The organism is Martelella sp. FOR1707, from assembly GCF_053484265.1.
Map to the genome: position 1 here is coordinate 1 of NZ_JBAKFP010000009.1, position 26,280 is coordinate 26,280.

The following is a 26,280-nucleotide window of genomic DNA, read 5'->3' on the forward strand; positions in this document are numbered from 1 at the left end:
CCACCCCGCCGCCGGGGGATGCGGCACCTGACGGCCCGTAGCGCCTTGGTCTGAAGATCGGAACCGGTTTCGCCGCGCACGGTCTAGCGCAGGATTTTGAACTGCTCTTGTTCCGGCCCCAACTAGAAATCGCCATGTGCTGGATCACGCCTTGGCGCCGCCCGTCAACCGCCGAAGCGTGGTTCGGGAAGCCCCTTTATTCCCAACCCCGTGATTGCGAACAGGCTTCCGCGCAGAACGCCGTCGCCGGGAAAGCGCGGCAGCGGGGGCTTGGCCATCGAGGTGACATAGAGCACATCGAGGTTCGGCCCGCCGAACTGTACGCTGGTTACCTTCTTTACCGGCATTTCGATCTCGCGGTCGAGCGTGCCGTCCGGGGCGTAGCGGCAGAGCCGTCCGTCGTAGACCAGCGCCAGCCAGTAATAGCCCTCGGCATCGACGGTTGCCCCATCCGCCGCGCCGCCGTTCTCGGTGTCGACCTTGGTAAAGGTCCGACGGTTCGAGACCGCGCCGGTCTCGATGTCGTAGTCATACGCCCAGACCTCGCCGGTCCAGGTGTCGGTGAAATAGAAGGTGCTGTCGTCAGGAGAGAAGCAGGGCCCGTTCGAGCAGATGATGCCGTCATCGATCTTGGTGACGCTGAGGTCCGGGTCGACCCGGTAGAGCGCGCCTTTCCGGCCTTCCTCCATCATATCCATGGAACCGGCGAAAAACCGTCCCCTACGGTCGCATTTGCCGTCATTGAGACGAGTTGTATCCATTCCCGGTTCGGGGTCGTACAGCAACTGGCAGTCGCCGCTTTCGAAATCCAGCAGATGGAAGCCCTTGTCCAGCGACACGATGGCGCCGGAACCATCCTTGCGCAGCGCCATGGATCCGATCTTGCCCGGCACGTCCCACGCGCGCAACTCGGTGCCTTCGGCGGTGCAACGGAACACCCGTCCATCCATCGAATCGATGAAATAGAGCCGCTGGCTTTCCACGTCCCAGACCGGACCTTCGCCCAGCGTGGTCTTTACGTCCAGCAAAATGTCGATCTTCATAACCGTCTTCCTCCCTGTCAGAAATTCACCGCGTCGCCGCCCTTGAGCGCCAGCATTGCGCGGGCCTCGTCCGGGGTGGCGATCTCAAGCCCCAACCCCTCGACAAGGGCGCGCGCCTTGGCGACCTGCTGGGCGTTGCTCTCCGCGAGCTTGCCGCGGGCAATCCAGATGCTGTCTTCGAGCCCCACGCGGATATTCCCGCCCATGCTCACCGCCTGGGCGGCGATGCGGAACTGGTCCTTGCCCGCGCCCAGCACCGACCAGCGGAAATCGCTGCCGAACAGCCGATCGGCGGTCCGTTTCATGTGCATCACGTCCTCCGGGTGGGTGCCGATGCCGCCCAGAAGCCCGAAGACCGACTGCACGAAGAAGGGCGGCTTGACCAACCCGCGATCGGCGAAATGGGCGAGGTTGTAGAGATGCGAGATATCATAGCATTCGAACTCGAAGCGGGTGCCGTTGCCGTAGCAGGTCTCCAGCACATATTCGATATCCTTGAACGAGTTGCGGAACACCAGGTCGCGCGAGCCTTCCAGGTGCTCACGTTCCCATTCGTGCTTGAACTCCTTGTATTTCGCCAACAGCGGGAAAAAGCCGAAATTCATTGATCCCATGTTGAGCGAGGCGACCTCGGGCGACCACCGTGCGGCCGGTCTGGTGCGCTCGTCCACGGTCATGTACGGCGAGCCGCCGGTGGTGATATTCACGACCGCGTTGGTCGACTGCTTGATGCGGCCGAGGAAGGGTGCGAAGGCTTCCGGCGACTGATCGGGCTTGCCGGTCTTTGGATCGCGCGCATGCAGGTGCAGGATCGCGGCCCCGGCCTCGGCAGCCCCGATGGCGGCCTCGGCAATCTCGTCGGGGGTAATCGGCAGGTATTGCGACATGGTCGGGGTGTGAATGGCGCCGGTCACGGCGCAGGTAATGATCACTTTGTCAGGCATGGTCTCAGTTTCCGATTTCGTTTGCGGCCTGCCGTTTGTGGGCGGCAAGTGCCATGAGCCGCCGGTCACGCCAGGCTTGCCGGTCGGCGATGTTTTCTGCGGGAAGCGCGGCGCGGCGCTCTGCCTCGATGCGGTCCAGCACGGCGCCGCGCCAGTCGGCGGGACGCTGCTCGGAAAGGCCGTCATAAATGCCGGCGTAACGTTCGACATATTGCCGCACGCCCTTGGGGGCGTTGAGGTCGATCGTCTCGAACGGGCCGATGAACGACCAGCGCAGGGCAAGTCCCTCGCTGAGGCCGATGTCAATGTCCTCCGCGCTGGCATAGCCATCGGCAACCAGCCGGAAAGCCTCATGCAACAGCGCACCCTGCATCCGGTTCATGACGAAGCCATCGATCTCCTTTTGCATGACGATGGGGCGCATTCCCGCAGCGCGCAGCATGGTCGCTGTGCGCTCGACCAGCGCCGGATCGGTCCATGGCGCGGGCACCAGCTCCGCCGCCGGCACCAGATAGGCGGGATTGATCGGGTGGTTGACCATGACCCGGCGACGCCCCGCAAGTCCCTCGGAGATCGCCGACGGCAGCAAAGCGGAGGACGACGAGGCCAGAACCGTTTCCGGCCCTGCGATCGCGTCGAGCCGCGCGAAGATGGCACGCTTCACGCCGATCTCCTCGAACGTGCTTTCCTGCACGTGTTCCGCCCCCTCCAGCGCCTCTTCGAGCGTGGCGACGGGGCGGATGCGCGCAAGCGCCTCCTCGGGGTCACAATCGATGAGGCCGAGCCGTTCCAGCTCGGGCAGCATCTCCGCAGCAAAGGCGCGCGCGGCATGCGGCGCTTCGGCGTTCTCGTCCCAGAGCCGCACCTCGTGGCCGGCGCGGGCGAAGACGATGGACCAGGCGCGGCCGATCAGGCCGGTGCCGACGCAGGCGACGGGGGTGGTCATGACAGCGTCTCCACATTGCCGTCGACGGGAAAGCTCTGCCCCGACAGGTTGCGGCCGGTATCGGCGATCAGGAAGGCGGCCATGTCGGCGACATCCGCCGGCGGGGTCATGCGCCGCAGCGAGACATTGGAAAGATAGCGCTCGGTCATCGCCTCGTGGCTGATGCCGGTCTGCTCGGCACGGGCGGCGATCACCTTTTCGATGCGCGGCCCGGCGACGATGCCGGGCAGGATTGCATTGGCGCGGATATTGTCGGGGCCCAGCTCCTTGGCAAGGCTCTGGGTGAAGCCCACGACGCCCCATTTGGCCGAGGCGTAGGGGGTGCGAAAGGCGTAGCCGAACCTGCCTGCGGAGGAGGACATATTGACGATGGCCCCACCACCCGCCGCGCGCAGCATCGGCACGGCATAATGGGTGCAGAGGAACTGCCCGGTCAGGCAGATATCGATGCAGCGTCGCCAGTCGGCGGTTGATATCGTATCGACGCCGCCGGTCGGGCCGGCGATCCCGGCATTGTTCACCAGCGCATCGAGCCCGCCCATGCCGGTCTCTATGGCCTTGAAGAATGCCGCGACTTGATCCTCGTCCGAGACGTCGGCCAGCATCGCGACTTCGGTGCCAAGTGCGGCGGCGGCAGCCTCCAGCGCCGCTGGATCGACGTCACAGATCGCCAGCCGGGCGCCCTGGCGGGCGAGCTCGCGGGCGATGCAGAGGCCGATTCCGCCTGCGCCTGCGCTGATCGCGATGCGTTTTCCGGAAAGGCCGGGCAAAATCATGCGGGGGGTGTCGTTCATGGCAATCTCCTTCATTCGCGCAGTGCGATAACGGCCATCAGGATGACGAGGCCGAAGAACACGGATCGGAAGGCAAAGGGCAGCGCAGTGCCCGCAAGCAGCGTCTGCATCGCTGTGAGCAGCAGCGCGCCGCCCAGCATGCCGGCGTAATGCCCGCGTCCGCCGGTGATCAGCGCGCCGCCGACAACCACGACGGCGATGGAGGGCAGCAGATAGTCGTCGCCCATGCCCAGGCTCGCCTGTCCGGAAAAGCCTGCAAGTAATATGCCGACCAGCGCAGCGCAAAGCGCCGACAGGATATAGACCGAGACGATCACCCGCCCGCTTCGCACGCCCGACAGACGCGCGGCGAGCGCACTATTGCCGACGGCATAAACGTGGCGACCAAAGACAGTACGTCCCAGAAGCAGGATCGCCAGCGCGGCAAAGGCGATCATGAACAGGATAACCGGGGTCACGCCAAGGATCTTCCCGGTCATTAGCCAGCGCAGCGCGGGCGGGGCAAAGCCCGCCGGCGTGCCGCCGGACCAGATCAGCGCTGCGCCCTGCAGAATGCCGTTCATCGCCAGCGTCACCACGATCGGCGAAAGCCCCAGCGCCACCACGCCGAGCCCGTTCGCCAGCCCGATCAGCGCCGCCACGGCAAAGACCACCGGCAGCGCGATCAGAAGACCTGCGTCCTGACCGCCGACAAGCCCGGTCATCAACACGCCCGACAGCGCGATGCACCATGGCAGCGACAGATCGAGCCCGCCGGTCAGGATCACAGCGCCCTGTCCCAGCGCCAGAATGGCGAGGAAACTTGAAAGTACCAGCAGCGAGTCCCAGTAGCGCCATCCGGTAAACACGCCTCCGAGAACCAGATGCGTCGCGATCAGTACCAGGACGAGGCAGATCCATGCGGGGAGAGCATGCCGCAGCGTCGCGCCGTGGCGTTGCAAGAAGCTCAGCTTGAGCGCGGCGTCTGCAGGCTGCGTGAAGGCGAGCCTGCGATCCGCCTTCGGTCGTTGCGACACCAGCCAGCCCCTACGGCGTGCGGCGAGCGCGTCCTTCAGCTCACGCAAGCGCTGCGATAGCGGGCTGTCCTTGCTCATCGAACCCGCCAGAACCGCGATCAATAACACGGCGCTTTCCGCGATGGTGGCGTAATAGGCCGAGACGTTGAGCGACAGCAGCAGGTTCACCACGATCATCAGGATATAGGCCCCGAGAATCGTGCCGGGAATGCCGCCCTTGCCGCCGCCGAGCCGGGTTCCGCCAATGACGACGGCGGCAAAGGTCGGCAGCAGCAGCGCGTTGCCGACCAGCGGATCACCGCTGCCGGTCTGGGCGCTGACAAACACGCCGGCCAGACCGTAGAGTCCGCCTGCAAGCATGTATGTAAAGAAAATCACTGCGCGGGTATGAAGGCCTGTCGCGCGGGCGGCCTCGGGATCACTCCCCACCGCATAAAGTGTCACGCCGAAGGCTGTGCGCTTGAGCCAGAGCCATAGCAGGATCAGAATGCCAAGCAGCGTCAGCGGCGCGGGTAAAAGGCCCGGCAGCGTGTCACCGAGATAGACGGTTGCCAGGGAAGGTGCAATGAAGCCGCCGGGCATTGCCATCACCAGAAGGGTCACGCCCTGAACGATGAACATGACCGCCAGCGTCACCACGATCGGCTGCAACCGCATGAACGCGACGAAAAAACCGTTCACCGCGCCGACGCCCATGCCGATCGCAATGCCGATGGCCGTCCAAAGCGGCACGGATGCCGCAGCGTTGGTTGGGTCCATCGAGGTCGCAAGGACCGCGTTGACCAGCGATACCACGGCGCCTGCAGAAAGGTCGAAGCCGCCGGAAAGGATCACCAGCGTTTGCCCGGCGGCGGCAATGGCGGTGGTGGCCCCGCCGCTTGCCAGAAAGGAAATGTCGAAATAGCTCAGCGGGTAGGGACTGAGAAAGCTGTTCAGCATCATGAGCCCGGCAAACACCAGGGCCGCGACGATGACCGCCTGGCTGCGTTTCAGGCTGCGCAGGCCCGGCCACCGAGTGGTATGCCGGACAGAGTCAACAGGATGATCGGTCATGCCGGGATCTCCTTACGGGGGCGGTGCATATCGGCATGCAGCGGATCGCTGCCCCCAAGCGTTGCTTCCATAATGGCCTTCTCGGTCAGGCCGTCGCCTTCAAGCCAACGACTCACGCGGCCCTCGTAAAGCACGCCGACCCGGTCGCAGAGGTGCACCAGTTCGGGAATCTCGGTCGAATGCAGCAGAATGGAGCCGCCCGCGTCGGAATAGGCGCGCAGAAGCGCGTAAAGCTGTTCCTTGGTGCCGACATCGATGCCGCGCGTGGGGTCGAAGAGCAGCAGGATGCGGCTTTGCGCCACCAGCCACTTCGCCAGCACGATCTTCTGCTGGTTGCCGCCCGAAAACGCGCCGGCGGGCAGGTAATGCGCACGTCCGTCGACCTCGACGGCGGTAAAGGCGCCGGCGGCGGCGCGCGCCTCGGCTGCATCATCCAGCAGCGGGCCGCGACGGAAGCGGTCCAGCACCGGCAGGCTGGCGTTCTGCCGTCCGGAAAGCTTGAGAAACAGGCCCTGTGTCTTGCGTTCCTCGGGCACGAGCCCGATGGCGACGGACGGGTGCATCGCGTCGGCGGGCGAGCGCAGGTGCAGGGGAGCGCCATCCAGTTCCACATGACCCGCATTTAGGTGTTCCTGTCCAAAAAGAGCAGAGAACAACGCTTCCTGGCCCATGCCCTGCAGCCCGGCGATGCCGAGGATCTCGCCTTGGTGAAGTGCGATATCTGCCTCCTTGAGCTTTGGCCCGGCCGACAGGCCGCGCGTCGCCAGGACTGGCGTTTCACCATGCCTGTCGCGCGGGTCGCGCCGCGGCGGGAAGGCGTTCTCGACCGAACGTCCAATGATCATCTCGACCACTTCGGCATCGGTGACATCGGCGACCTTCGCCGAATGCACCGAGTGGCCATTGCGCAGGATGGTGAGCGTGTCGCAAAAAGCCCTAACTTCGGGCAGGCGGTGCGAGATGAACAGCACCGTGATCCCTCGCGCCGCCGCATCGGCGATGATGCGCCCCAGCCAGTCGACGTCGCTGCCCGAAAGGGCCGAGGTCGGTTCGTCCAGCAACAGGATCTGTGGCTTGCGATAGAGTGTCCGGGCGATCTCGATTTTCTGGCGCGCAGCGAGGGTCAGTTCGCTGGCATGCGCATCAAGGTCAACGGCGAGATCAAGCGCTTCGAAATGGGCGGATACGGCGCGGCGGGTGCGGCCGCGGTTCAGCGTGCCGAGCGGCGTCCAGGGCGCGCGCGGCAGAAGCATGTTATCGAGCACTGTCAGGTCGGGCACCAGGGTCAGTTCCTGGAAGGCGGTCTGCACGCCCGCCGCATGGGCGTCGCGCGGCGAGCGCAACGTGACCTCCCGCCCGTCGATGCGGATGCTGCCGGCGTCCGGCCGCACGAGGCCCGACAGCAGCTTCATCGTGGTCGACTTGCCCGCGCCGTTTTCGCCCAGCAACGCATGAACGTGGCCCTTGGCAACGGAAAATTCGACTTGGTCATTGGCAACGGTCGGCCCGTAGGCCTTGGTCAGGCCGGAGACCGCGACAGCGGGTGCGGATGACATGGCGTCCTCGAGAATGCTGTGAAGGGGTCCGGCGGCAAACTGCCGCCGGATCGGGGCGCAGATTCAGCGCTCAGGCTGGCCCACAAGCGCGGCATTCAACCCGAGTTGCGGCAGCTCTTCCGAGAAGATCGAGGCGAACCAACCCGGGTTTGAAACCAGACTTGGCTGGAAGGCGTTGCAGCCTGCCTTCTGTTCTTCCCAGCTACCGGTTTCGCACAACTCGACCGTATCGTTGGTGACCAGCGGCAGCGGCAGGGTGGTGTGCTGCGGGATATCCGCCCCGTCGAGCTTGTCGACCGCCAGCTTCAGCGCCAGCGCGCCGGAATAAGGCGGCGAGGCATAGGAAATCCGCGCCGCGCCCATCGGCGCATAGGGCGTTGCGGCGCCGTCAACTGCGGCATCGACCGGCAGCATCTGGATGCGCCCGCCGTTCGAACCCTCGCCCGCGCAAGGCAGAAGGTCTTCGCGCGCCTGGCCCGCCTCGAGCTGCATGGCGTTGGCGGTGTAGCAGCCGACCTGCATCCACAGCCCGTCGATATCGGACCAGTCGCGGGTCGCCATCAGCTTGTTGAGCTCTGTCCGCGCCACCGCCTGGCTCCACATGCCCACGGCCTCGCCGACGACATTGATGCCCTCGTGTTCAGCGAACACTTCCTTGGCTGCCGAGGTGCGGGCGGTGTCGACCGATGTTCCGGGAACGCCGGTTACCATCACCACGTCGCCTTTGCCGCCCATCTCGTCGACCAGCCATTCGGCGGTCTTGCGACCCGCTTCGGCCTGATCGATGGTGACGTTGTAGGCGCAGGGCTCGGTGATCTCGGCATCGTAGGCGATGATCGTCACACCGCGCGAGCAGGCGCTGCGCACCACGCTGTTCAATGCCGTGGGCGAGATCGGGTAGACCACGATCGCATCGGCGCCGGCTTGCACCATGGCATTGATCTGCTGGATCTGGCGCTGGGCATTGGGGCCGGCAACCTGCACCTCAAGGTCGACGCGGTCCTTGTAATCCTCGGATGCGGCCAGCGCCTTGATCATGTTCGAGGCTTCGGCCTGCCAGTCATTGCCGATGTAGCTCATCGACAGAAATATCTTATAGGGCTCGGCGTCCTGCGCCTGCACTGCCCCTGCAAGACCGATGGCGCAGGCTGCGCCGGCTAATAAACGTCCAATCATGGCTTCCTCCCTTGATAGGCGACTCTCCAGGTCACCCGACAGGACTAGAGATTAAATATCTTTGATCAAAAGTCAAAACCTCTTTCTCTTTGATGGGAAATTTCGTAGCCTTGTTTGTGGAACAAGAGGATTCACCATGCTCGAAAACGTGACGCCGTTGAAAAAGGAGACGCTTCAGGCGCTGGTGCACCAGCGCCTGTGCGACCTGATCCTCCAGGGCGAGATCGCTCCGGGAGAATCGGTCACCGTGGCGAGCATCGCCAAGGCGCTGAATGTCAGCCCGATGCCGGTGCGCGAGGCGATTTCCCGGCTAATGGCGCTCGGAGCGCTGACGGTCGTGTCCGGTCGGTCGATCGGCGTGCCTTTGCTCGGTGTGCGACAGCTTGAGGACCTGCGTAAAGTCCGCTCCGAGATCGAGGCCTCGGCCGTCACCTGGGCTGTCGCGAACCGGACGCCGGCGTTCGAGGCTAAACTAGAGGCCCTGCTGGAAAGCATGGAAGATGCGGAAGCCAAGGGGCAGGTGCGCGACTTCATCCACCGCAACTACGAATTCCACTTCGCGATCTACACGCAGGCGGGCTCCGCGCTCATGCTTGAGATCATCGGCACGCTCTGGCTCCGGATCAATCCGCAGTTCCACCTGCTGCAACGCCATGGTCACTACAAGGCCTCGAACCGGCAGCACCGCGCTCTGTATGAGCGAATCTGCGCGGGCGATGCCGTGGGCGCCGTCTCTGCCCTGCGGGAGGATATTGACAGCGCGTATGGAGTGCTCCTCAAAACGCTGCAAGAAAGCGGGCCCCGATCTGATCACACTCTGGCGCAGTAGTTCCGGGGCACCGCTGCCATGCCTGCGACCGCACTGTGGATCGCCTCGAAGGCATCGGTCTTGCGCCTACGCTTCGTCGCCATGGTTTATCTCCAGCGCGGCTATCGGACCCCGATATTCCTGCTTTGCGGCGGCTCGCATTCAATCGTTCTGCTTGCCCGCCGCATCATGGAACTTGTTATCGAGCATCTCACGCAGGGCTTGGCTCCTGAGCGAAAGCGCGGCGGAGGTGTTTGCGCCTTGATGCGGAGAAAGGATGACGTTCTCAAGCTTGGCGAAGGCGGGATTCGGCGTCGGTTCATCTTCGAAGACATCGAGCGCGGCGCCTCTGATCTGGCCGGTCTCGAGCATCCCGATGAGGGCCGCTTCGTCCACCAGGGAACCGCGACCGACATTGATGAGCGTGCCATCGGTTCCCAGCGCCTTCAGCACGTCCTCGTTCACGATGCCGTCGGTCGAGGGGCCGCCGGGCAAGGCCAGCACCAGCCAGTCTGCCCAGGAGGCCATAACCTTGAGGTCGCTGAAATGCCGGACAGCATTGTCGCACGGCGGTCGGCGCGTGAACGTCGCCGTCTTCATGCCGAAGGCCATCGCGCGGTTGACGATACCCTGGCCGATAGCGCCGTAGCCCGCGACCCCGAGCCGCTGCCCGGACAGAAGTATGCCCGGGCGGTAGCGCTTCTCGCGCCACCGGCCGGATCTGACATGGGCATCAAGCGCGGGCAGTTCACGCGCGCTTGCAAGCATCAAGGCAAGGGCCAGATCGGCGACCGAGCCTGCCAGCGCCGCCCCGTTCGAGACGACATCGATACCCTTCCGGGAAGCTGCCCCGGTATCGACCATATCACGACCGGAGGTGAAGCATGCGATGATCTCGATGCTCGGGCAGCGCGTCAGCAGGGCCGCGTCCACCTTTCCGCCATAGCCGGTAACAATGCCTCGACAGCGATCGAAGGCGCCGTCTTCGGGCTGCAGCAGTTCATAGCGCTCCCGCAGGGCCGAGACCGCCTCGGCGGGCAGGTCGATCAAGCACAGAAGCGGAACCCGGGTTGCGCTCATCCTTCATGCTTTCCTGCAGCGGTCATTGGACGAAAATCGACAAGGTCGCGGGCAACCTTTTCGGTCAGCTCGACCTCCCAGTTCAGATAGGCTTCGGCCGCCTTTCTCTCGGCTTGCGGGTCGTCCAGCTCGAAAGGCTTGTACCAGACGTCATTCACCGGACCGATTGGCTTTGTCATGCCGGTTTCGAGCGGGTAGCCCGCGTCCTTCCAGGCTTCGATGCCTCCCGCGAGGCAGGAGACAACCGCGCCTGTTGCCTTGACGATCTCTGGAGCAACCAGCCGTAACAGGTCCGTGTCCTCAGCGGTCAGCACGATCTGGTCGATGGGTCCCAGGGCTTCGGCGAGCGCGGCTTCGCGTCCGCGTACCGCCCAGAAGGCGCCCGGAATGTGGCCCTCGCGATGGCGAACAGAAACGGAATAGTCAACGACTGCCGTTGTCGCATTCGTGCGCCGTTGTTCCGCCAGATCGGCAACTGTCATGGGGGGTATCGCCGGCAAGTTGCGGACGGCCGATTTTGGCTTGCCGGTTTCGCCAAGCGGAGGACAAGGATCGAGGACATAAGTCTCGCATTGGGACACCTGATTGAGCCAGGAGGCGGTCATGACCGCCCGCATGAGCAGTGGGTCGACCAGCACAACAATGCCGTTTCTCACGGCGACATAGTCATCCATGGCCTGCACCAGTTGTCCGCCGGGGGCGTTTACGCTGCCCGCCACATGCCCGGCATAAAACGCGTCGGGCGTGCGTACATCGAACAGATAGACATTGCGGTCTCCAGGTGCCTTCAATGCTTCGAGGTCTTGCGGGTTGAGCATCGCGACGCCGAATTTTTCCGCAAGATTGCGCGCGCGAAGGCGCAGCGCGTCGGCGTCGAGCGTTTCGCTTGCGGCCGCATTGCGCGTTGCCCCGGTTTCCGGGATGAAACCCGCCAGCTTCCACCCCATCGTGCCGTTGCGCAGGGCGTGCACCCTGTTGGGGATGCCCGCATTGATCAATGACTGGCAGCCGATGATGGAGCGGGTCCTGCCTGCGCAATTGACGACAATGGTGGTATCCGGCGAGGGGGCAAGTTCCGCCGCGCGGGCCGCCAGCTCCGCGCCCGGAACGGAGATCGAACCGGGAATGGTGTGCTCGTGATATTCGGCATAGGGGCGCGCATCCAGAATGACGAGATCCCGGCCGTCATCAATCCAGTCCTTGAGTTCACTGGCGGATATGTCCGGCGTGCCGCACTGACGGTGAACGACCTCTCCGAAGGCCTTCGTCAGAACATTGACGCCGCTGTAGACCGGTAGTCCCGCAGCCTCCCAGGCCGAAACCCCGCCGTCGAGGATGGCGATGTCTTCGTAGCCGAGCGCGGAAAGCCGATCGGCGCCGACTTCCGCGAGTCCCTCGCCGGCACCATCCATGATGACGACAGGCGTGGAGAGGCGCGGAACCAGCAAGCGGGCGCGCAGCTCCAGCTGGCTGAGCGGCAGGCAGGAGGCCAGCATAAGACGCTTCTCGCTGAAATCGCCTTCCTCACGCATATCCAGCAATGCATATTCTCCGCCCTTTGCGGCCAGATTGCGGACCTCTGTAGCGGTCAGACGCTGCGTCATGCGGACCTCCGTTCGATGATGCCGGAGGTCGGCGGCACCTGGGTCCAGACTGCGCGCCCGGCGTCCCAGAATTCCCGGTCGTGAAGCTTCTCCATGGCGAGGCCATAAAGATGCAGGTTCTTCAGCGGTTCCTTTCCCCCAGCGCGAATGGAATGGACGTCGTCGGGCATGAGTGAGATCGACTCGCCTTTCCGGATTGGCTTTTGGCCGGTGAGAACCGGTGCGTCGCCATTCTTCCGCTGATAGAGAAAGTTTGTCTCCTCGCCGCCGATGCCCGCGATGGCGGCCCAGGTCGCGTGATTATGCGGAGCGACTTCGGCAGGCACATTGGCCGCGTGAAGGTAAAGCGCGAAGCCGCCGTCCGGGTCCTCTGCCAGGCGATAGAGACGAATTTTCTCGTCCGCCGGAATTCCGAATTCCCTGTCGGGGAAAAGGTCTTCCTGCGCGGCGAGCTCCAGCAGCACCTCTTCAATCCGCCCCAGTTTGTCGCGGCTCATGTCGCCGGATCCGCAGATCGCGCGGACCCTGTCGATCGTCTCGGCTACCGCAGCATGACGGTTCTGTTCCACAGTCATTTTGTCCTCCACTCAAAAAAGCTGTTGCATATTGTATGCAATCCATTACCATTTACGTATATTGTATGCAATATGCGATTGAAAGACGGACAGGCGATCATGGTGATGAGTGGCAATAACGGGCTTTCCACACTGGCTGAAATGCAGGTGACACCCTTCCCGGAACGGGTGGTCGAGATGATCAATGACCTGATCGCCACGGGCGAGCTTCGCGGCGGCGACCGGTTGACCGAAAAGGCGTTGAGCGACGTGTTGGGCGTATCGCGCACGCCGTTGCGCGAGGCGATAAAGATGCTTGCCGCCCGCGGTCTCGTGAGAACCCGCCCGAATGCCGGGGCTGTTCTGAGCCTGCCTGACGCGCGCGAGGCCGGAGAGCTTGTCGAGGTCATGGGGTGGCTGTGGGACAAGATGGCCGTGCAGGTTGTGGAGCGGATCACGCAGGCGCAACTAGCGGAGATCCAGCGCTATCACGAGGAAATGGGCCGTCTGTGCGAAGCCGGCGACATGCTTGGATGGGCCAAGATCAACCGCCGTTTCCATGAGGCCATCATCGAAGCGAGCAACAACGCCGTGCTCTGCGAGATCGCGATGAACCTGCAGATGCGAATCTATCTGTGTTTTGCCATCGGCCAGCGCACGCGGGAGCGTCAGGAGCGATCCAACGCCGAGCATGGCGAAATCATCGACATCATCCGCGCCGGCGATGGCGCGCGGCTGGCGCAGGCCCTGATGCAGCACACCTCGCGGGCTTTCGAGACGGCTTACGAGACCGGAGTCATTCAGTCCGAAACGGGAGAAGTGAAGCGCTAGGACGCCGATGTTTCGGACTGAGGGAGCAGTTCAATCAAAACAACAAAGGGAGGAGAACCATGTTTAATAAAGCGAAAACTCTGAGTGCCACGGTTGCGGTGGCGGCGGTAGCCATGACGGCGCCGATGGCCGGTGCACAGACATTCCCCGGCAAGCCGATCGAACTGATCGCAGCCTATGCCCCGGGCGGCGGGTCCGACATCTCCGCGCGCGTTTTCGCTGGCTGCCTCGACAAGGTGCTTCCGGAAAAAGTGCTCGTCCGCAACATTACGGGCGGTGCCGGCGCCGTGGCCGAGGATACCGTCGTCAAGGAGCGTCCGACGGGCTACAAGCTGCTGTGGCAGCATCAGTCGCTGCATGCGCTGTCGGCGCGCGGCGTGACCGAGCACGCGCCTTCCGATTACGACGTGGTTGCCCAGGCGGCCTTTGGTCCATGGGGTGTGTTCGCAAACGCCAACGTTCCGTTCGACGACCTTGCCGGCATGAAGGCCTATATCGCGGAAAATCCGGGCGAGCTGAAGGTCGGCGCAGCGCTCGGCGGGCTTTCGCATTTCGCGTCCCTGATCGTGATGGAAGCCGACGACATGGATATCGCTCAGACACAGATCATCGGTCTCGCCGGATCGAAGAACCGCGTGGTGGCCATCCTTCAGGGCAATCTCGACCTTGCCACGATGGATCTCGCGACCGCCAAGCCTTACATCGAGGCCGGCCAGCTCAAGCCCATCGCCATACTTGCCGACGAACGCGTCGAGCAGATGCCTGACGCGACGACCGCCAAGGAGCAGGGCGTCGACGTGTCCTACGGCGTCAACATCATTACCTGGGCGCCCAAGGGCACGCCTGAAGAAGCGCTGAACGTCTTGCGAGACGCCTGGGAGAAGGCCGCCACCGACGAGGAGTGTGCCGCGGCGCTCGAGGAAAAGGGCTTTCAGGCGATGTACAAGGATGCCGCCGAAGTGGAAGCCTATAACGAGGCCGAGATGAAGGTCTACAAGGATCTGATAAAGAAGTACTCGGTCCAGTGACGCGAGCGTGAAGCGCGAGCCGCGCTCTCAGCGGCTCTCTCACCGCCGCCGTGGCCATACGGCGGCGGTCGTCAGATCACTCGGGAAGAACTCATGAAATCCATCGACCTGTTGATAACGGGCGGGCTTACCCTGCTCGTGCTCGGGCTGGCGGCGCAACTGCCGCAGATCCAGAGCGCCACGAATGTCAGCCAGTTCTATTCGCCGCGCACAATTCCGATGGTCTTCATCGTGGCGACGCTGGTCCTGTTCGCGGTTCTGCTGATCCGTTCCGTCGTCTGGAGCAAGCGGTTCGCCGATCAGTACATCCCCGCCTGGGGCGAAATTTTCAGTCGCCGGCGCGTACTGTTCCTTATCGCCGCCGTCCTTTTCGTTCTGGCCTTCGGATCGCTCGGTTTCATGCTCTCCTCGGTCATTTTCATGACGGCGACCGCATTTCTTCTGGGCAAGCGCGATGCGCGATCCCTGGCGATCTCCGCATTGGTCGCGGTTGCGGTGACGGCGTTCGTCTATCTCGTGGTCGTCTACGGGCTGGAGAGTTTTCTCCCTGAAATGACATTGGGCGGATGAGGCAAGGATCATGAGCGGTTATATCTTTTCGGCCCTCGGCGATCTGGCGGCAAACCCCATGCTGCTGGTGATGATCGCGGCCGGCGTGGCGGCGGGTCTCGTCATCGGTTCCATTCCGGGCCTCACATCCACCATGGCGCTGGCGCTGCTGGTGCCGCTGACATTCACGATGGATTTCGAGAGCTCCATCGGATTGCTGATGGGCGTTTATTGTGGCGCCATCTCGGGCGGGCTGGTCGGGGCGATCGTGCTCAACATTCCGGGCACGCCGGCCGCGGCCGCGACCTGTCTCGACGGTTATCCGATGGCCAAGAAGGGGCAGCTTTCCCGCGCCCTCGGTCTCGGCGTCTACGCCTCGATGATCGGCGGCGTCATCAGCGGTCTGGCGCTGGTGCTGATTGCGCCCGCGCTGTCGCGTTTTGCGATGCAGTTCGGCCCGTGGGAATATTTCGCCATCGTTATTTTCACGTTTCTCACCATTGCCAGCCTTTCGGAGGGCGACACGCTCAAGGCGGTGGCCATTGCAATGTTCGGTGTCTGTCTTTCGATGATCGGCTATTCGACTGGCGTCGGCGCATCGCGTTTCAGCTTTGGCGTCGCCGCTTTCGAAGGCGGCATCAATGTGCTGCCCGCTCTGGTCGGCGCCTTCGCACTGCCGCAGCTCGTTCTCGATACGGACCGCATCGGCGCGACGGTGAACCGGCTGCAGACCGCTTTCAAGCTCCCGGAGTTCGCGCGCGCCTTTACAGAGGTTCTGAGCGTGAAATGGGCGCTGCTGCGCTCCACGCTGATCGGCATTGGGATCGGAATTCTGCCGGGCGTCGGGCCGGGTCTGTCCAACATACTGGCCTATAGTCAGGCGCGGGCGAGTTCGAAGACGCCCGAGAAGTTTGGAACAGGAGAATTGCCCGAGGCAATTGTCTCGCCGGAGGCGGCCAACAACGCTTCGATGGGTGGTTCGCTCATTCCCATGCTGACGCTGGGCATTCCGGGCGATGCCTCGACGCTCATGCTGCTATCGGCGCTGATGCTGCACAATGTCGAACCCGGACCGTTGCTGTTCGTGATGAACGGCGACTATGTCGCATTCATCTTTGTCGCCTTCTTCGTGTCCTTCGCGTTTTGCACCATATTCTATCACCTGCTGATCGGCACGATCATCCGGGTGCTGACGATCCCCACGCAGTATATCGTGTCCGTCATTTTCGTGCTCTGCGTCATTGGCAGCTATGTCCTGAACAACCGCATGTTCGACGTCTACACGCTGCTGGCGTTCGGGGTTCTCGGCTACGGTTTGAGGGTGGCGCGCTTTCCGATCCTGCCTTTGATCCTGGGCATTATCCTCGGCCCCATGGCCGAAGAGCAGTTGCGCCTCGCCCTCGAATACGGCCGAGGCTCCTATCTGCCGTTTGTGACCCGACCCTTCTCCGCGGTGATCCTAGCCCTGACGCTCGTCGCCATCGTGGTCCCGCTCCTGCGCTATCTGCGTTCCTTCAATTCTTCCAGAAAAGGTGTCCGCCCATGAAAATCAGCAAGGTGGAAATATTCGACGTCCAGATGCCCGACGGGATCGCGATCCCGTGGCACCCGGTTCTGGTGCGCGTCCATACCGATGAAGGCCTGACCGGCGTCGGCGAGGTGGGACTGGCCTATGGCATCGGACATGCGGCCGGAGCGCAGGCGGCACGGGAAATTGCCGAACGTTTCTTCATCGGCGCCGATCCGATGCGGCGCGAGGCCCTGTGGGAGAATGTCTATCGCGGCAGTTTCTGGGGACAGTCCGCAAACACTCATGTCCTCGCCGGATTGAGCGGTATCGACACCGCGCTGTGGGACATTCAGGGCAAGGCGCTCGGCGTGCCGTGCCACCAGCTTCTGGGCGGCAAGACGCGCGATCGCCTGCGCACCTATGCCAGCCAGCTCCAGCTTGGCTGGGGCGACACCTATCTGCAGCTTGGTTCGGCCGAGGACTATGGCCGCTCGGCAAGCGCCGCCCGCGCGCAAGGCTTCACCTGCGTCAAGGTGGACCCGATCAACATGGATGCAGAAGGCAACCGCCTCGACCGCCATGTCACCTATTTCACGCGCTCCCAGCTTGATCTGTTCCGCGACCGCATGGCGGCCGTGCGCGAGGCGCTGGGACCGGAAGGGGAGATCATTCTCGAGGTGCACAGTCTGACAAGCGGCCCTGCCGCTGTGCAACTCATCGAAGCGCTTGAGGAGTTCGGCATCTACTATTTCGAGGAACCGGTCAGCTATACCAATTCGCGCATGCAGTCTTATGTGGCCGGGCGCACGACGATCCCGCTTGCGGCCGGTGAACGCATCTTCTCCCGCTGGGGCGTGCGGCCCTATCTCGAAGAGCAGAGCCTGGAGGTATTGCAGCCCGACATCGGATTGGTTGGCGGCCTTACCGAAGCCAAGAAGATGTGCGACTACGCGCATATCTATGACGTGACCGTGCAGGTTCACGTCTGCGGCAGCCCGGTGGCGACGGCGGCCTCGCTGCATCTTGAGGCGGCAATCCCGAACTTTCTGATCCATGAGCATCACAGCCATGCCATGAAGGCCTATAATGTCGAACTCTGCGATATCGACCTTCAGCCCCGCGACGGCTATTTCGATGTTCCCGACACGCCGGGGCTCGGCATTGCGCTCAACGATGATGTCCTGAAGCGTTCGCCGAAACTTGAGGTTACGGCCTGAAACAAGGCCTGAGAGTGTCAGAAAAGGAAAGGCGCGATGCCACGCTATACCTCATCGCATTGGGGGATTTTCGAGGTCGACACCGACGCTTCGGGCTCGGTGCGCGCCCGGCCGCTCGCCGACGATGAGGATCCGGCGGGCATCGGTCTCGATCTTGACCAGCCCGAGCTGCGCGCTCTGCGGGTGAAGCGTCCGGCGGTGCGCGAAGGCTGGCTGAAGAATGGACCGGGCGCAGAGCCCGGCGAACGCGGCGGCGAGCGGATGGTCGAGGTTCCGTGGGACGAGGCTCTCGATCTCGCTTCCGCCGAGATAAGTCGCGTGATCGATGAACACGGCAATGCCTCGATATTCGCCGGCTCCTATGGCTGGGCCAGCGCGGGGCGGTTCCATCACGGACAGAGCCAGGTACACCGATTCATGAACTGTCTCGGCGGTTATGTGCCGCATGTGAACACTTACAGCCTTGGCGCCGCCCATGCGCTGATGCCCTATATCATCGGGCCGATGAAGGGGTTGATGGCGGAACATACGACCTGGGACGTGATGGCCGAACATACGAAACTGTTCGTGACCTTCGGCGGCATTCCGCGCAAGAATACCCAGGTCTCGCCCGGCGGGGTGCGCACGCACTTCACCCGCAGCGGCGTTCAGGCGATGCGCGAGCGCGGGGTGAGATTCGTCAATTTCAGCCCGGTGCGCGATAATCTCGATGTGCCCGAGGCCGAGTGGATACCGATACGCCCCAACACCGACACGGCCGTGATGCTGGCGCTCGCCTATGTCATTGTCCGTGAAGGCTTGCATGACCGGGCTTTCCTGCAAAGCCACTGCACCGGTTTTGATCGGGTGGAGGCCCATCTGATGGGGCGTGACGGAAGCGAGCCCTGCGCGCCGGCGTGGGCCGAGGCGATTTCGGGCGTTCCGGCCGAACGCATCGAATCGCTCGCCCGCGAGATGGCGGGCACGCGCACGATGTTGAACATGGCATGGTCGCTGCAAAGGGCAAGCCATGGCGAACAGCCCTGCTGGATGCTGGTCACGCTGGCCGCCATTGTCGGCCAGATCGGCTTGCCGGGCGGCGGATTTGGTTTCGGCTACGGCACGACAAATGCGCTCGGCAGCCCGTTTGCGGCCGTTCCCGGTCCGACGCTCGATCAGGGAAAGAACCCGGTCCGCGACTTCATCCCGGTCGCGCGGATCACCGAAATGCTGGAAAATCCCGGCGGCCCGTTTCAATACGGGGGGCAAACCCACAGCTATCCCGATATCAGGCTGATCTACTGGGTTGGCGGCAATCCCTACCATCATCATCAGGATCTCAAACGGCTGGAGCGGGCCTGGGCGCGACCCGAGACGATCATCGTCCATGAACAGTATTGGACGCCGACGGCCCGCCGCGCCGACATCGTGTTTCCGGCCAATACCGTTCTGGAGCGCAATGATATCGGCTTTGCCACGCGCGAGGGCCATCTCGTGGCCATGCGACAGGCCGCGCAAAGTCTTGGGCAATCGCGCAGCGATTACGAAATCTTCTGCGGGCTGGCCGAGAGGCTTGATATCACTGAAGCGTTCACCGAAGGACGCACCGAAATCGACTGGCTGCACCACATCTACGAGCAAACGCGCCAACGGCTTGCCGGCAAAGGCTGCCAACTTCCGGCGTTTGATGATTTCTGGGAGGAGGGGCTGGTGCTGCTCGCGCGCGAGGCGCGGCCGACGGTCATGATGGAAGCCTTCCGGGACGATCCGGTAACCCATAAAAGGCCGACGCCGTCAGGCAAAATCGAGCTTTTCAGCAAGCAGATCGCAGGCTTCGACCTGTCGGACTGCCGCGGCCATGCCAGCTGGTTTCCGCCGGCGGAATGGCTTGGCGAGGCCGAAGCCGACCAGCTTCACCTGCTGTCCGATCAGCCTTCTCGCCGACTTCACTCCCAGCTTGATGCCAGCGCGCACAGCCGGGCAGGCAAGATCGCCGGTCGCGAGCCGGTCATGATCAGCGAAGCCGACGCCGCCGCGCGCGGCATCGTGACTGGCGATCTGGTGGAACTCAGCAATGAACGCGGGCGGGCGCTCGCCGGTGCCCGGGTTTCGGCGGATATCATGCCGGGCGTGGTCAAGCTTTCGACCGGCGCCTGGTACGATCCGGACGGGGCAGGGGGCGAGCGACACGGCAACCCGAATGTTTTGACGCTGGATCGAGGCACATCTTCGCTGACACAGGGATGTTCGGCGCAAACCTGCCTCGTGAGGCTTTCCGGGCCTGTCGCCGATCCGGCTCCCGTCAGAGCGCTGGACCCGCCCGATATCGGGGCGCTTGACGATAAAAACCAATAGGCCGCGACATATTCGGCCTTCAGCGTCGGCGGCTCGCGCTGTGAACAAGTCCCGCACCCGCAAGAGACAGTCATGGAACCTGCATCCTTCACCTTTCATATGCCTGCGGCGCTCCACTTCGAATGGGGCGGTGCGTCACGCCTGGGGACGCTTCTGGGCGACTGGTTTTCACAACGGTCTCTGCTTCTCGTCACCGACCGGTTTCTGAGGGAGTCCGGCCTTCTCGCGCCCGCCCTGAAATCGCTGGACGAAGCCGGCTTCAAGGTAACGATATTCGATGCGGTGATAGCCGATCCGCCTGAAAGCGTGTTGATGGACGGTGTTGCCCAAGGTCGGGAAGCAGAGGCGGATATCGTCGTCGGCTTGGGCGGCGGTTCGTCCATGGATGTAGCGAAACTTGCAGCCGTGATGCTTGCGAGCGAACAGCGGCTGGGGGAGCTCTACGGCATCGGCAAAATTGCTGGCGGTCGCGTTCCGCTGGTGCAGATACCGACGACTGCGGGGACCGGATCGGAGGTGACCAATATCAGCATCCTGACCACCGGCGAGAGCGAGAAAATGGGGATCGTGGCGCCCCAGCTTTACGCCGACCGCGTTCTTCTTGATGCCGAACTGACGGTTGGACTGCCCCGTCCGCAAACGGCGGCGACCGGGATCGATGCCATGGTTCACGCGATCGAGGCCTATACCGGAAGGCACAAGAAAAACCCCGTTTCCGACCTTCTTGCAAGGGAAGCGCTTCGGTTGATGTCTGCCAATCTTATCAGGGCCTGCACGGACGGTAAGGACCGCGCCGCCCGCGAGGCCATGCTGCTGGGCTCGACGCTTGCGGGACAGGCGTTCGCCAACAGTCCTGTCGGCGCGGTGCATGCACTGGCCTATCCCCTGGGTGGCCGCTACCATCTGCCGCACGGTTTGACCAATGCCCTGATGCTGGGCCCGGTGCTCCGTTTCAACATGAGGGCGGCTGCGCCGCTTTACGCAGAACTGGCCGACGTGATCTGTAAGCCAAAGGACGAGGGCATCCAGGCGCGCGCGGCACAATTCGTCACGACAATGCAGGCGCTGATGGAGCAGTCGGGAGCGCCGCTCAGATTACGGGATGTCGATGTCCCCGAGCAGGATCTGTCGATGCTCGCGCGTGACGCGATGAAGCAGACTCGCCTGCTGATCAACAATCCCGCCGATCTCAACGAAGCCGATGCAGCAAGGCTTTATCGCGAAGCCTATTAGAGCGATTCTGTGTTTGACGAAATCAAAGGGATTCCCCTTTTTGCTGATCTTGTGATTCAAGATGCTGGCTGGGCAGGAGGCCAGCATCTGATGATGGCACCTCTTTCCGATAATCTTCGAAAGCGCGTGGTTCTTGCCATTGAGGATGGCGAGAGCTGCCGCGCGGTCGCTTCCCGCTTTGGGGTTTCCGTGTCTGCTGCGGTGAAGTGGTCGCAGCGCTACCGTGCCACAGGTTCGGTGGCGCCCGGCAAGATGGGCGGCCATCGCAAGCGCATTCTGGAGCCGCACCGGGCCTTCATCATCGAGCGCATCAACCAGACCTCGCATCTGACGCTGCATGGGTTAAAGGATGAACTGGCTGCGCGTGGGGTAAAGGTCTCGCACGATACGATCTGGAAGTTCCTGCGGCGCGAGGGCCTCAGCTTCAAGAAAGATACTGTTCGTCCTTGAGCAGGCGCGCGCCGACATCGCCAGACGGCGTCAACGCTGGCAGACTTTGCAGGTTGGCCTCGACCCCGGCAGGCTGGTGTTCATCGATGAAACCTGGATCAAGACCAATATGGCCCCGCTCCGGGGATGGGGCAAACGCGGCAAACACCTTCGCGGCTTTGCGCCGTATGGCCATTGGCGAACCCTGACCGTGATCGGCGCGTTGCGCTGCGACCGGCTGACGGCCCCTTGCGTCTTCGACGGTCCGATCAACGGCCAGTGCTTCCAAGCCTATGTCGAGCAGATCCTCGTGCCCGCTCTCAAGCCCGGTATATCGTCGTCATAGACAATCTCGGCAGCCACAAGTCAGCCGCGATCCGCAAGGCTATGGTTCCTGCCGCCCTATTCGCCCGATCTCAATCCGATTGAACAGGCATTCGCCAAGATCAAACACTGGATGCGTATGGGCCAGAAGCGAACCGTCGAGGAAACATGGCGTGCCATAGGAGGCCTTGTTACGACCATCAAACCGCAAGAGTGCGCAAATTACCTTGCAAATGCTGGATACGCTTCCATTAAAAACTGAAACGCGCTGACGTTCTGTTCGCCGTTTCTGCCCCCTTCACCAAGGCCGCGCATCAGTTCATCTATCGTATCCGGGCCTCGTTTTCACCGAAAACATATACATGCTCGGCCTGGACAAGCAGTGGCAGGATGGAACCAGCGTCAACGATTTCGGTTCGCTCCACCTCTACCGTGCAAGCTGTGCCGCCGATTGTGCCGTAGAGATAGCTTGAGCCGCCGAGAAATTCAGCGAAGTCAACCGTGAACGGCAGTCCGTCTTCGTCATCCCTTGCTGGCTGCCAGTGCTCCGGCCGAATGCCAACTGAAACGCGGGTTCCGTCCCGAGGTTTGGCTTCAAGCTTCGGGCAGGGCAGCGTGGCGCCGGCGACTTCAATATGGTCGCCCTTGATGACGCCGGCGAGAAAATTCATCTTTGGCGAGCCGATGAAACCGCCGACAAACATGTTGTCGGGGTCATCATAAAGCGTCGCCGGTGAGCCGACCTGCTCGATATAGCCGCCGCGCAGCACGACGATCTTGTCGGCAAGCGTCATCGCTTCGGTCTGGTCATGGGTGACATAGATCATCGTATTGCCGAGTTCACGGTGCAGCCGGGCGATTTCGATGCGCATGCCGACCCTGAGCTCCGCATCGAGATTGGAGAGCGGTTCGTCAAACAGGAAAATCTCCGGATCGCGCACGATCGCCCGGCCGATGGCAACACGCTGGCGCTGGCCGCCGGAAAGCTGGCCGGGCCGGCGGTCGAGATAGTCCGTCAATTTCAGGATATCGGCAGCCTGTCGCACCTTGGCCTCGACCTCCGCCTTCGGTCGCCCGGCGACCTTGAGGCCAAAACCCATATTCTGGGCCACGCTCATGTGTGGATAGAGCGCATAGGTCTGGAAGACCATTGCGATGCCGCGGTCTGACGGGTCTTCATCGGTCACATCCGTGCCTGCGATCAGCACGTCCCCGCTTGTGACATCCTCAAGGCCGGCGATCAGCCGCAGAAGGGTCGACTTTCCACATCCTGATGGGCCGACGAAGACGACGAACTCGCCGCCTTCTATGTCCAGGTTGACATCATGGATGACCTGCACCGCCCCGAAGGACTTGGAAACCCGTCTGAGCGCCAGCCCCGATGGATTGCGATCCGGCTTCAGTCGTTCTGCCTGGCTCATGGTCACGCCTCCCTTCGCAGCCAGACCAGCATTGCGCCCGGCGCGCGATTGTCCCACAGATAATAGGGTATGGCTTTCAAGCTGGCGGATTTCCGCTCCGGCGGCGTTGTGACGTATAGCGCATCGGTTGGCTGACTTTCGAAAATAGCCTCGATCTCGAGCGCGACAGCATCGCCAAGCCCTTCGGCATGATCAAGGCGCATGCGAGCGTCGTCCTTCAGCACATAGGCGTTGAGCGGAGCGTTGTTGTCGGTCTCCTCCACGCAATAGACCAGAGGGCCACGCAGAAGTGCAACGCGACCCTGGTCGGGCGCGACCTTCTGATGGGCGTAGAGCATTTCCGGCTCCATCTGCAGGTCCAGTTCAACCCTGTCGCCCGCCGTCCAGCGACGCTGGAGGCGCAGATAGCCGTTTTCGGGCTTTGCATCGGACGCTTCGCCGTTGACAGCGAGTGAAAAGCCCTTGGCCCATCCCGGCACGCGCAGGGAAAGGGTGAACTCAACGGGTGTCTCCGGTGTCAGCGTCACCGTGATCCGGCCATCCTTCGGATAAACCGTTTCCTGCGCTACGCCAATTCTGGCGCCGGCAATTTCGAACTCGGCGGTATTTTGGCAATAAAGGTGCAGCGCCAGTTCATCCTCGGCCACGCCATAGAAATAGGTGCCGATCGAGGCGATCAGGCGGGAGATGTTGGGCGGGCAGCAGGGGCAGCGGTGCCAGCGCCAGCGATGGTGGTCGCCGTAGCTTTCCAGCGGGTTATCGTAGAAGAAATGCGTGCCGTCCGCGGACAGGCCCGCTAACGCACCGTTGTAAAGCGCCCGCTCCATAACATCGGCAAATCGGGCATCAGGCGCGCGGCCCAGCATGCGGCTTGCCCAGAACACCAGCGCAACGGAAGCACAGGTCTCCGCGTAGGCCGTTTCATTCGGCAGGTCATAATCGAAGGTAAGCCCCTCATTGTCTTTGGAAGGACCGAAGCCGCCGGTGACATAGAGGTTGCGGTCGGTCAGATGCGACCATAGAGCCTCAAGGGCCGGGTCGAGGCTGTCGTCGGAAAACTCGGTGGCGACATCGGCCATTCCGGCATAAAGATAGGCCGCCCTGACCGCATGGCCAACGACCTCACGCTGGTCGCGCACCGGCTTGTGCGCCTGGCAATATTCGTAATTCCCAAAGTGGAAGTCACCCGGCGATCCACCGCGGGCCACAGCCTCCGCATCAAAATAATGCGGCTGCTGACCACGCGCGTCGACGAAGTATTTGGCAAGATCAAGATAGCGCTGCTCGCCGGTGGCGCGGCCAAGCCTTACAAGTGCCAGCTCCAGTTCCGGGTGGCCGGGATAGCCATGCTTCTGGTCGGCCTTCGGACCGAAAGTCCGGTCGATCAGATCCGCGTAGCGGCACATGATGTCGAGGAGCTTCCGCTTTCCCGTCGCCTGATAATAGGCGACGGCGCCTTCGATCAGATGACCGGCATTGTAGAGCTCGTGCTGATCGCGCAGATTTGCCCAGCGTGAGCCAGGTTCAATGCGCAGGAAGAACGAATTGAGATAGCCGTCATCGGCCTGCAAGCGGGCGTAGGCATTAACGACTTCGTCGATCCGGGCTTCAAGTTCCGCATCGCGTTTCCGGTTGAGCGCATAGGCTGCCGTTTCAATGCTCTTGCCGAAATCGGAATCCCAGAACATCTGCGTCGTGACCGTATTTCCGTCCTGATAGGGAATCTTCAGACCTGGATTGGGCCGGTCGGGATCGACCTGATCGAGCATGCCGGCTTCGATACAGCGGTCGAACAGAAGCCTGGCCGTTTTGGTGGCGATCATGTCGATCTGCGGGCCAAAGAAGCCTCCGACGTTAATCTGGTTTACTGCGGGCGGACGGAACTTGGACTTCGGCGCCAATACGTCAATCATCTGGGTTGGAGCACTTTCGTTCATCGGAAAAGCCTTTCCTGAAGCGATAGGGTTACTTGACCGCGCCAGCCGTCAGGCCGCGGATGTAAGAGCGTTGAAGAATGAGAAACAGGATCATGCAGGGGATCATCATCACCGTGACGCCGGCCTGAACCGTGCCCCAGTCTATCGAGCCGAACCGGCCGCTGCGGACCGACGTCATCAGCACCGGCAGGGTGAATTTGGTCTGGTCGGTGAGCAGTACCAGCGCGGCCAGGAACTCGTTCCAGGCGTTGAGGAAGGCAAACAGGCCGACAGTGACGACACCCGGCAGAACCAGCGGCCCCATGACCTGGATCAGCATCCGCACGCCCTTGACGCCGTCCATGCGTCCGGCCTCCTCGATTTCCTTCGGCACGGCATCGAATGCATTGCGCATCATGAACACCGAGAAGGGAAGCTGGAGCGTGGTGTAGATCAGCACCAGCCCGACGAGCTTGTTCTGCAGGCCGAGTTTGGCGAGAAGCAGGAACAGTGGCGTCAGGATCGACTGGAACGGGACCATCATCGTTGACAGGATCAGGATGAAGACCACACCGCGCAGCGGAAAGCGGAAGCGCGAAAACCCGTATCCCGCGAGGATCGCGACCAGGATGGTCAGGCTCGCGGTTCCGAGCGCGACGAACAGCGAATTGCCGATATAGTGCAGCACCGATTGGCCATAACCATCGAGCCGGGCATAGCTCGACAGGCTGAAGCCATCGGTCGGCCATGGCGGCAGCGGTGGCTTTCCGGATTCGGCGGGCGAGCGGAAGCTGGCGAGGATGCACCAGACCAGGGGCGCCAGAAACAACGCGGCAACGAGCACGGCCGTCACATGAAAGATCAGCCGATGAATGCGGAACCGGCCCCGGCGCGTCGGTGCCGCAGCCATGGTT

Annotated in this window: 22 protein-coding genes and 1 pseudogene; 10 read left to right on the forward strand and 13 right to left on the reverse strand. The window is 62.6% G+C overall.

Annotation, left to right across the window (positions count from 1 at the left end; all coding sequences use genetic code 11):
* Positions 1-164 precede the first annotated feature (164 nt).
* The 7 genes from V6765_RS21110 to V6765_RS21140 form a co-directional block, all read right to left on the reverse strand.
* The gene (locus V6765_RS21110; protein ID WP_448432478.1) at positions 165-1,043 is read right to left on the reverse strand and encodes an SMP-30/gluconolactonase/LRE family protein; all 879 of its coding nucleotides are present in this window, start codon (positions 1,041-1,043) and stop codon (positions 165-167) included.
* A 17-nt stretch (positions 1,044-1,060) separates the two neighbouring features.
* Entirely contained in the window at positions 1,061-1,987 is a 927-nt protein-coding gene (locus V6765_RS21115; protein ID WP_448432480.1) for a 3-keto-5-aminohexanoate cleavage protein, read from the reverse strand.
* A gap of 4 nt (positions 1,988-1,991) precedes the next feature.
* The gene (locus V6765_RS21120; RefSeq protein ID WP_448432482.1) at positions 1,992-2,933 is read right to left on the reverse strand and encodes a 3-hydroxyacyl-CoA dehydrogenase; all 942 of its coding nucleotides are present in this window, start codon (positions 2,931-2,933) and stop codon (positions 1,992-1,994) included.
* Positions 2,930-3,727 (reverse strand): SDR family oxidoreductase, encoded by a 798-nt coding sequence (locus V6765_RS21125; RefSeq protein ID WP_448432484.1) that lies wholly within the window; start codon positions 3,725-3,727, stop codon positions 2,930-2,932. Before V6765_RS21125 ends, V6765_RS21120 begins: the two co-directional genes overlap by 4 nt.
* An 11-nt stretch (positions 3,728-3,738) precedes the next feature.
* Complete coding sequence (locus tag V6765_RS21130; RefSeq protein ID WP_448432486.1) at positions 3,739-5,796, reverse strand: ABC transporter permease; 2,058 nt, start codon at positions 5,794-5,796, stop codon at positions 3,739-3,741.
* Entirely contained in the window at positions 5,793-7,352 is a 1,560-nt protein-coding gene (locus tag V6765_RS21135) for a sugar ABC transporter ATP-binding protein (protein WP_448432488.1), read from the reverse strand. Before V6765_RS21135 ends, V6765_RS21130 begins: the two co-directional genes overlap by 4 nt.
* A gap of 63 nt (positions 7,353-7,415) precedes the next feature.
* The gene (locus V6765_RS21140) at positions 7,416-8,528 is read right to left on the reverse strand and encodes a sugar ABC transporter substrate-binding protein (RefSeq protein ID WP_448432490.1); all 1,113 of its coding nucleotides are present in this window, start codon (positions 8,526-8,528) and stop codon (positions 7,416-7,418) included.
* A 136-nt stretch (positions 8,529-8,664) separates the two neighbouring features.
* On the opposite strand from V6765_RS21140, the gene V6765_RS21145 reads away from it, so the two are divergent.
* A complete protein-coding gene (locus V6765_RS21145; protein WP_448432492.1) occupies positions 8,665-9,357 on the forward strand; it encodes a GntR family transcriptional regulator in 693 nt (230 codons plus the stop codon).
* Positions 9,358-9,498: 141 nt separating this feature from the next.
* Here the strand turns inward: V6765_RS21145 and V6765_RS21150 are convergent, their stop codons facing one another.
* Genes V6765_RS21150 through V6765_RS21160 form a run of 3 tightly spaced genes read right to left on the reverse strand, consistent with a single transcriptional unit; the run spans position 9,499 to position 12,595 of the window.
* Positions 9,499-10,416: an NAD(P)-dependent oxidoreductase gene (locus tag V6765_RS21150; protein ID WP_448432494.1), complete on the reverse strand. Its 918-nt coding sequence runs from the start codon at positions 10,414-10,416 to the stop codon at positions 9,499-9,501.
* A complete protein-coding gene (locus V6765_RS21155; protein ID WP_448432496.1) occupies positions 10,413-12,020 on the reverse strand; it encodes a rhodanese-like domain-containing protein in 1,608 nt (535 codons plus the stop codon). Before V6765_RS21155 ends, V6765_RS21150 begins: the two co-directional genes overlap by 4 nt.
* Entirely contained in the window at positions 12,017-12,595 is a 579-nt protein-coding gene (locus tag V6765_RS21160) for a hypothetical protein (protein ID WP_448432498.1), read from the reverse strand. Before V6765_RS21160 ends, V6765_RS21155 begins: the two co-directional genes overlap by 4 nt.
* A gap of 72 nt (positions 12,596-12,667) precedes the next feature.
* On the opposite strand from V6765_RS21160, the gene V6765_RS21165 reads away from it, so the two are divergent.
* From V6765_RS21165 to V6765_RS21205, 9 genes and pseudogenes are all read left to right on the forward strand, one after another.
* Positions 12,668-13,405, forward strand: a complete 738-nt coding sequence (locus tag V6765_RS21165) for a GntR family transcriptional regulator (RefSeq protein WP_448432500.1) — start codon at positions 12,668-12,670, stop codon at positions 13,403-13,405.
* Positions 13,406-13,464: 59 nt separating this feature from the next.
* On the forward strand, positions 13,465-14,433 hold the full coding sequence (locus V6765_RS21170; RefSeq protein WP_448432502.1) for a tripartite tricarboxylate transporter substrate binding protein: 969 nt from the start codon (positions 13,465-13,467) through the stop codon (positions 14,431-14,433).
* 93 nt (positions 14,434-14,526) lie between these two features.
* Positions 14,527-15,003 carry a tripartite tricarboxylate transporter TctB family protein gene (locus V6765_RS21175; protein WP_448432504.1) on the forward strand — a complete coding sequence of 159 codons (477 nt, stop codon included), beginning with the start codon at positions 14,527-14,529 and terminating at the stop codon, positions 15,001-15,003.
* 10 nt (positions 15,004-15,013) lie between these two features.
* Positions 15,014-16,528 (forward strand): tripartite tricarboxylate transporter permease, encoded by a 1,515-nt coding sequence (locus tag V6765_RS21180; protein WP_448432506.1) that lies wholly within the window; start codon positions 15,014-15,016, stop codon positions 16,526-16,528.
* A complete protein-coding gene (locus V6765_RS21185) occupies positions 16,525-17,709 on the forward strand; it encodes a mandelate racemase/muconate lactonizing enzyme family protein (RefSeq protein WP_448432508.1) in 1,185 nt (394 codons plus the stop codon). The genes V6765_RS21180 and V6765_RS21185 overlap by 4 nt, the downstream gene beginning before the upstream one ends.
* Before the next feature lie 36 nt (positions 17,710-17,745).
* Positions 17,746-20,043 carry a molybdopterin-dependent oxidoreductase gene (locus V6765_RS21190; RefSeq protein WP_448432510.1) on the forward strand — a complete coding sequence of 766 codons (2,298 nt, stop codon included), beginning with the start codon at positions 17,746-17,748 and terminating at the stop codon, positions 20,041-20,043.
* A gap of 72 nt (positions 20,044-20,115) precedes the next feature.
* Complete coding sequence (locus V6765_RS21195; protein ID WP_448432512.1) at positions 20,116-21,276, forward strand: iron-containing alcohol dehydrogenase; 1,161 nt, start codon at positions 20,116-20,118, stop codon at positions 21,274-21,276.
* A gap of 9 nt (positions 21,277-21,285) precedes the next feature.
* Entirely contained in the window at positions 21,286-21,726 is a 441-nt protein-coding gene (locus V6765_RS21200; RefSeq protein ID WP_448432514.1) for a helix-turn-helix domain-containing protein, read from the forward strand.
* Positions 21,727-21,835: 109 nt separating this feature from the next.
* Positions 21,836-22,291 (forward strand): annotated as a pseudogene (locus V6765_RS21205) (transposase).
* 61 nt (positions 22,292-22,352) lie between these two features.
* Here V6765_RS21205 and V6765_RS21210 read toward each other — a convergent pair.
* From V6765_RS21210 to V6765_RS21220, 3 genes are read right to left on the reverse strand one after another with little or no spacing between them, the layout of a single operon-like run.
* The gene (locus tag V6765_RS21210) at positions 22,353-23,450 is read right to left on the reverse strand and encodes an ABC transporter ATP-binding protein (RefSeq protein ID WP_448432516.1); all 1,098 of its coding nucleotides are present in this window, start codon (positions 23,448-23,450) and stop codon (positions 22,353-22,355) included.
* A gap of 2 nt (positions 23,451-23,452) precedes the next feature.
* On the reverse strand, positions 23,453-25,363 hold the full coding sequence (locus tag V6765_RS21215) for a glycoside hydrolase family 127 protein (RefSeq protein WP_448432774.1): 1,911 nt from the start codon (positions 25,361-25,363) through the stop codon (positions 23,453-23,455).
* Between the two features lie 52 nt (positions 25,364-25,415).
* Complete coding sequence (locus V6765_RS21220; RefSeq protein ID WP_448432775.1) at positions 25,416-26,276, reverse strand: carbohydrate ABC transporter permease; 861 nt, start codon at positions 26,274-26,276, stop codon at positions 25,416-25,418.
* Between the last annotated feature and the right edge of the window lie 4 nt (positions 26,277-26,280).

Bases quoted from the DNA above. Each gene is read 5' to 3' on its own strand.
- V6765_RS21110 (WP_448432478.1), bottom strand. From the start codon at position 1,043: ATGAAGATCGACATTTTGCTGGACGTAAAGACCACGCTGGGCGAAGGT.
- V6765_RS21115 (WP_448432480.1), bottom strand. From the start codon at position 1,987: ATGCCTGACAAAGTGATCATTACCTGCGCCGTGACCGGCGCCATTCAC.
- V6765_RS21120 (WP_448432482.1), bottom strand. From the start codon at position 2,933: ATGACCACCCCCGTCGCCTGCGTCGGCACCGGCCTGATCGGCCGCGCC.
- V6765_RS21125 (WP_448432484.1), bottom strand. From the start codon at position 3,727: ATGAACGACACCCCCCGCATGATTTTGCCCGGCCTTTCCGGAAAACGC.
- V6765_RS21130 (WP_448432486.1), bottom strand. From the start codon at position 5,796: ATGACCGATCATCCTGTTGACTCTGTCCGGCATACCACTCGGTGGCCG.
- V6765_RS21135 (WP_448432488.1), bottom strand. From the start codon at position 7,352: ATGTCATCCGCACCCGCTGTCGCGGTCTCCGGCCTGACCAAGGCCTAC.
- V6765_RS21140 (WP_448432490.1), bottom strand. From the start codon at position 8,528: ATGATTGGACGTTTATTAGCCGGCGCAGCCTGCGCCATCGGTCTTGCA.
- V6765_RS21145 (WP_448432492.1), top strand. From the start codon at position 8,665: ATGCTCGAAAACGTGACGCCGTTGAAAAAGGAGACGCTTCAGGCGCTG.
- V6765_RS21150 (WP_448432494.1), bottom strand. From the start codon at position 10,416: ATGAGCGCAACCCGGGTTCCGCTTCTGTGCTTGATCGACCTGCCCGCC.
- V6765_RS21155 (WP_448432496.1), bottom strand. From the start codon at position 12,020: ATGACGCAGCGTCTGACCGCTACAGAGGTCCGCAATCTGGCCGCAAAG.
- V6765_RS21160 (WP_448432498.1), bottom strand. From the start codon at position 12,595: ATGACTGTGGAACAGAACCGTCATGCTGCGGTAGCCGAGACGATCGAC.
- V6765_RS21165 (WP_448432500.1), top strand. From the start codon at position 12,668: ATGCGATTGAAAGACGGACAGGCGATCATGGTGATGAGTGGCAATAAC.
- V6765_RS21170 (WP_448432502.1), top strand. From the start codon at position 13,465: ATGTTTAATAAAGCGAAAACTCTGAGTGCCACGGTTGCGGTGGCGGCG.
- V6765_RS21175 (WP_448432504.1), top strand. From the start codon at position 14,527: ATGAAATCCATCGACCTGTTGATAACGGGCGGGCTTACCCTGCTCGTG.
- V6765_RS21180 (WP_448432506.1), top strand. From the start codon at position 15,014: ATGAGCGGTTATATCTTTTCGGCCCTCGGCGATCTGGCGGCAAACCCC.
- V6765_RS21185 (WP_448432508.1), top strand. From the start codon at position 16,525: ATGAAAATCAGCAAGGTGGAAATATTCGACGTCCAGATGCCCGACGGG.
- V6765_RS21190 (WP_448432510.1), top strand. From the start codon at position 17,746: ATGCCACGCTATACCTCATCGCATTGGGGGATTTTCGAGGTCGACACC.
- V6765_RS21195 (WP_448432512.1), top strand. From the start codon at position 20,116: ATGGAACCTGCATCCTTCACCTTTCATATGCCTGCGGCGCTCCACTTC.
- V6765_RS21210 (WP_448432516.1), bottom strand. From the start codon at position 23,450: ATGAGCCAGGCAGAACGACTGAAGCCGGATCGCAATCCATCGGGGCTG.
- V6765_RS21215 (WP_448432774.1), bottom strand. From the start codon at position 25,363: ATGATTGACGTATTGGCGCCGAAGTCCAAGTTCCGTCCGCCCGCAGTA.
- V6765_RS21220 (WP_448432775.1), bottom strand. From the start codon at position 26,276: ATGGCTGCGGCACCGACGCGCCGGGGCCGGTTCCGCATTCATCGGCTG.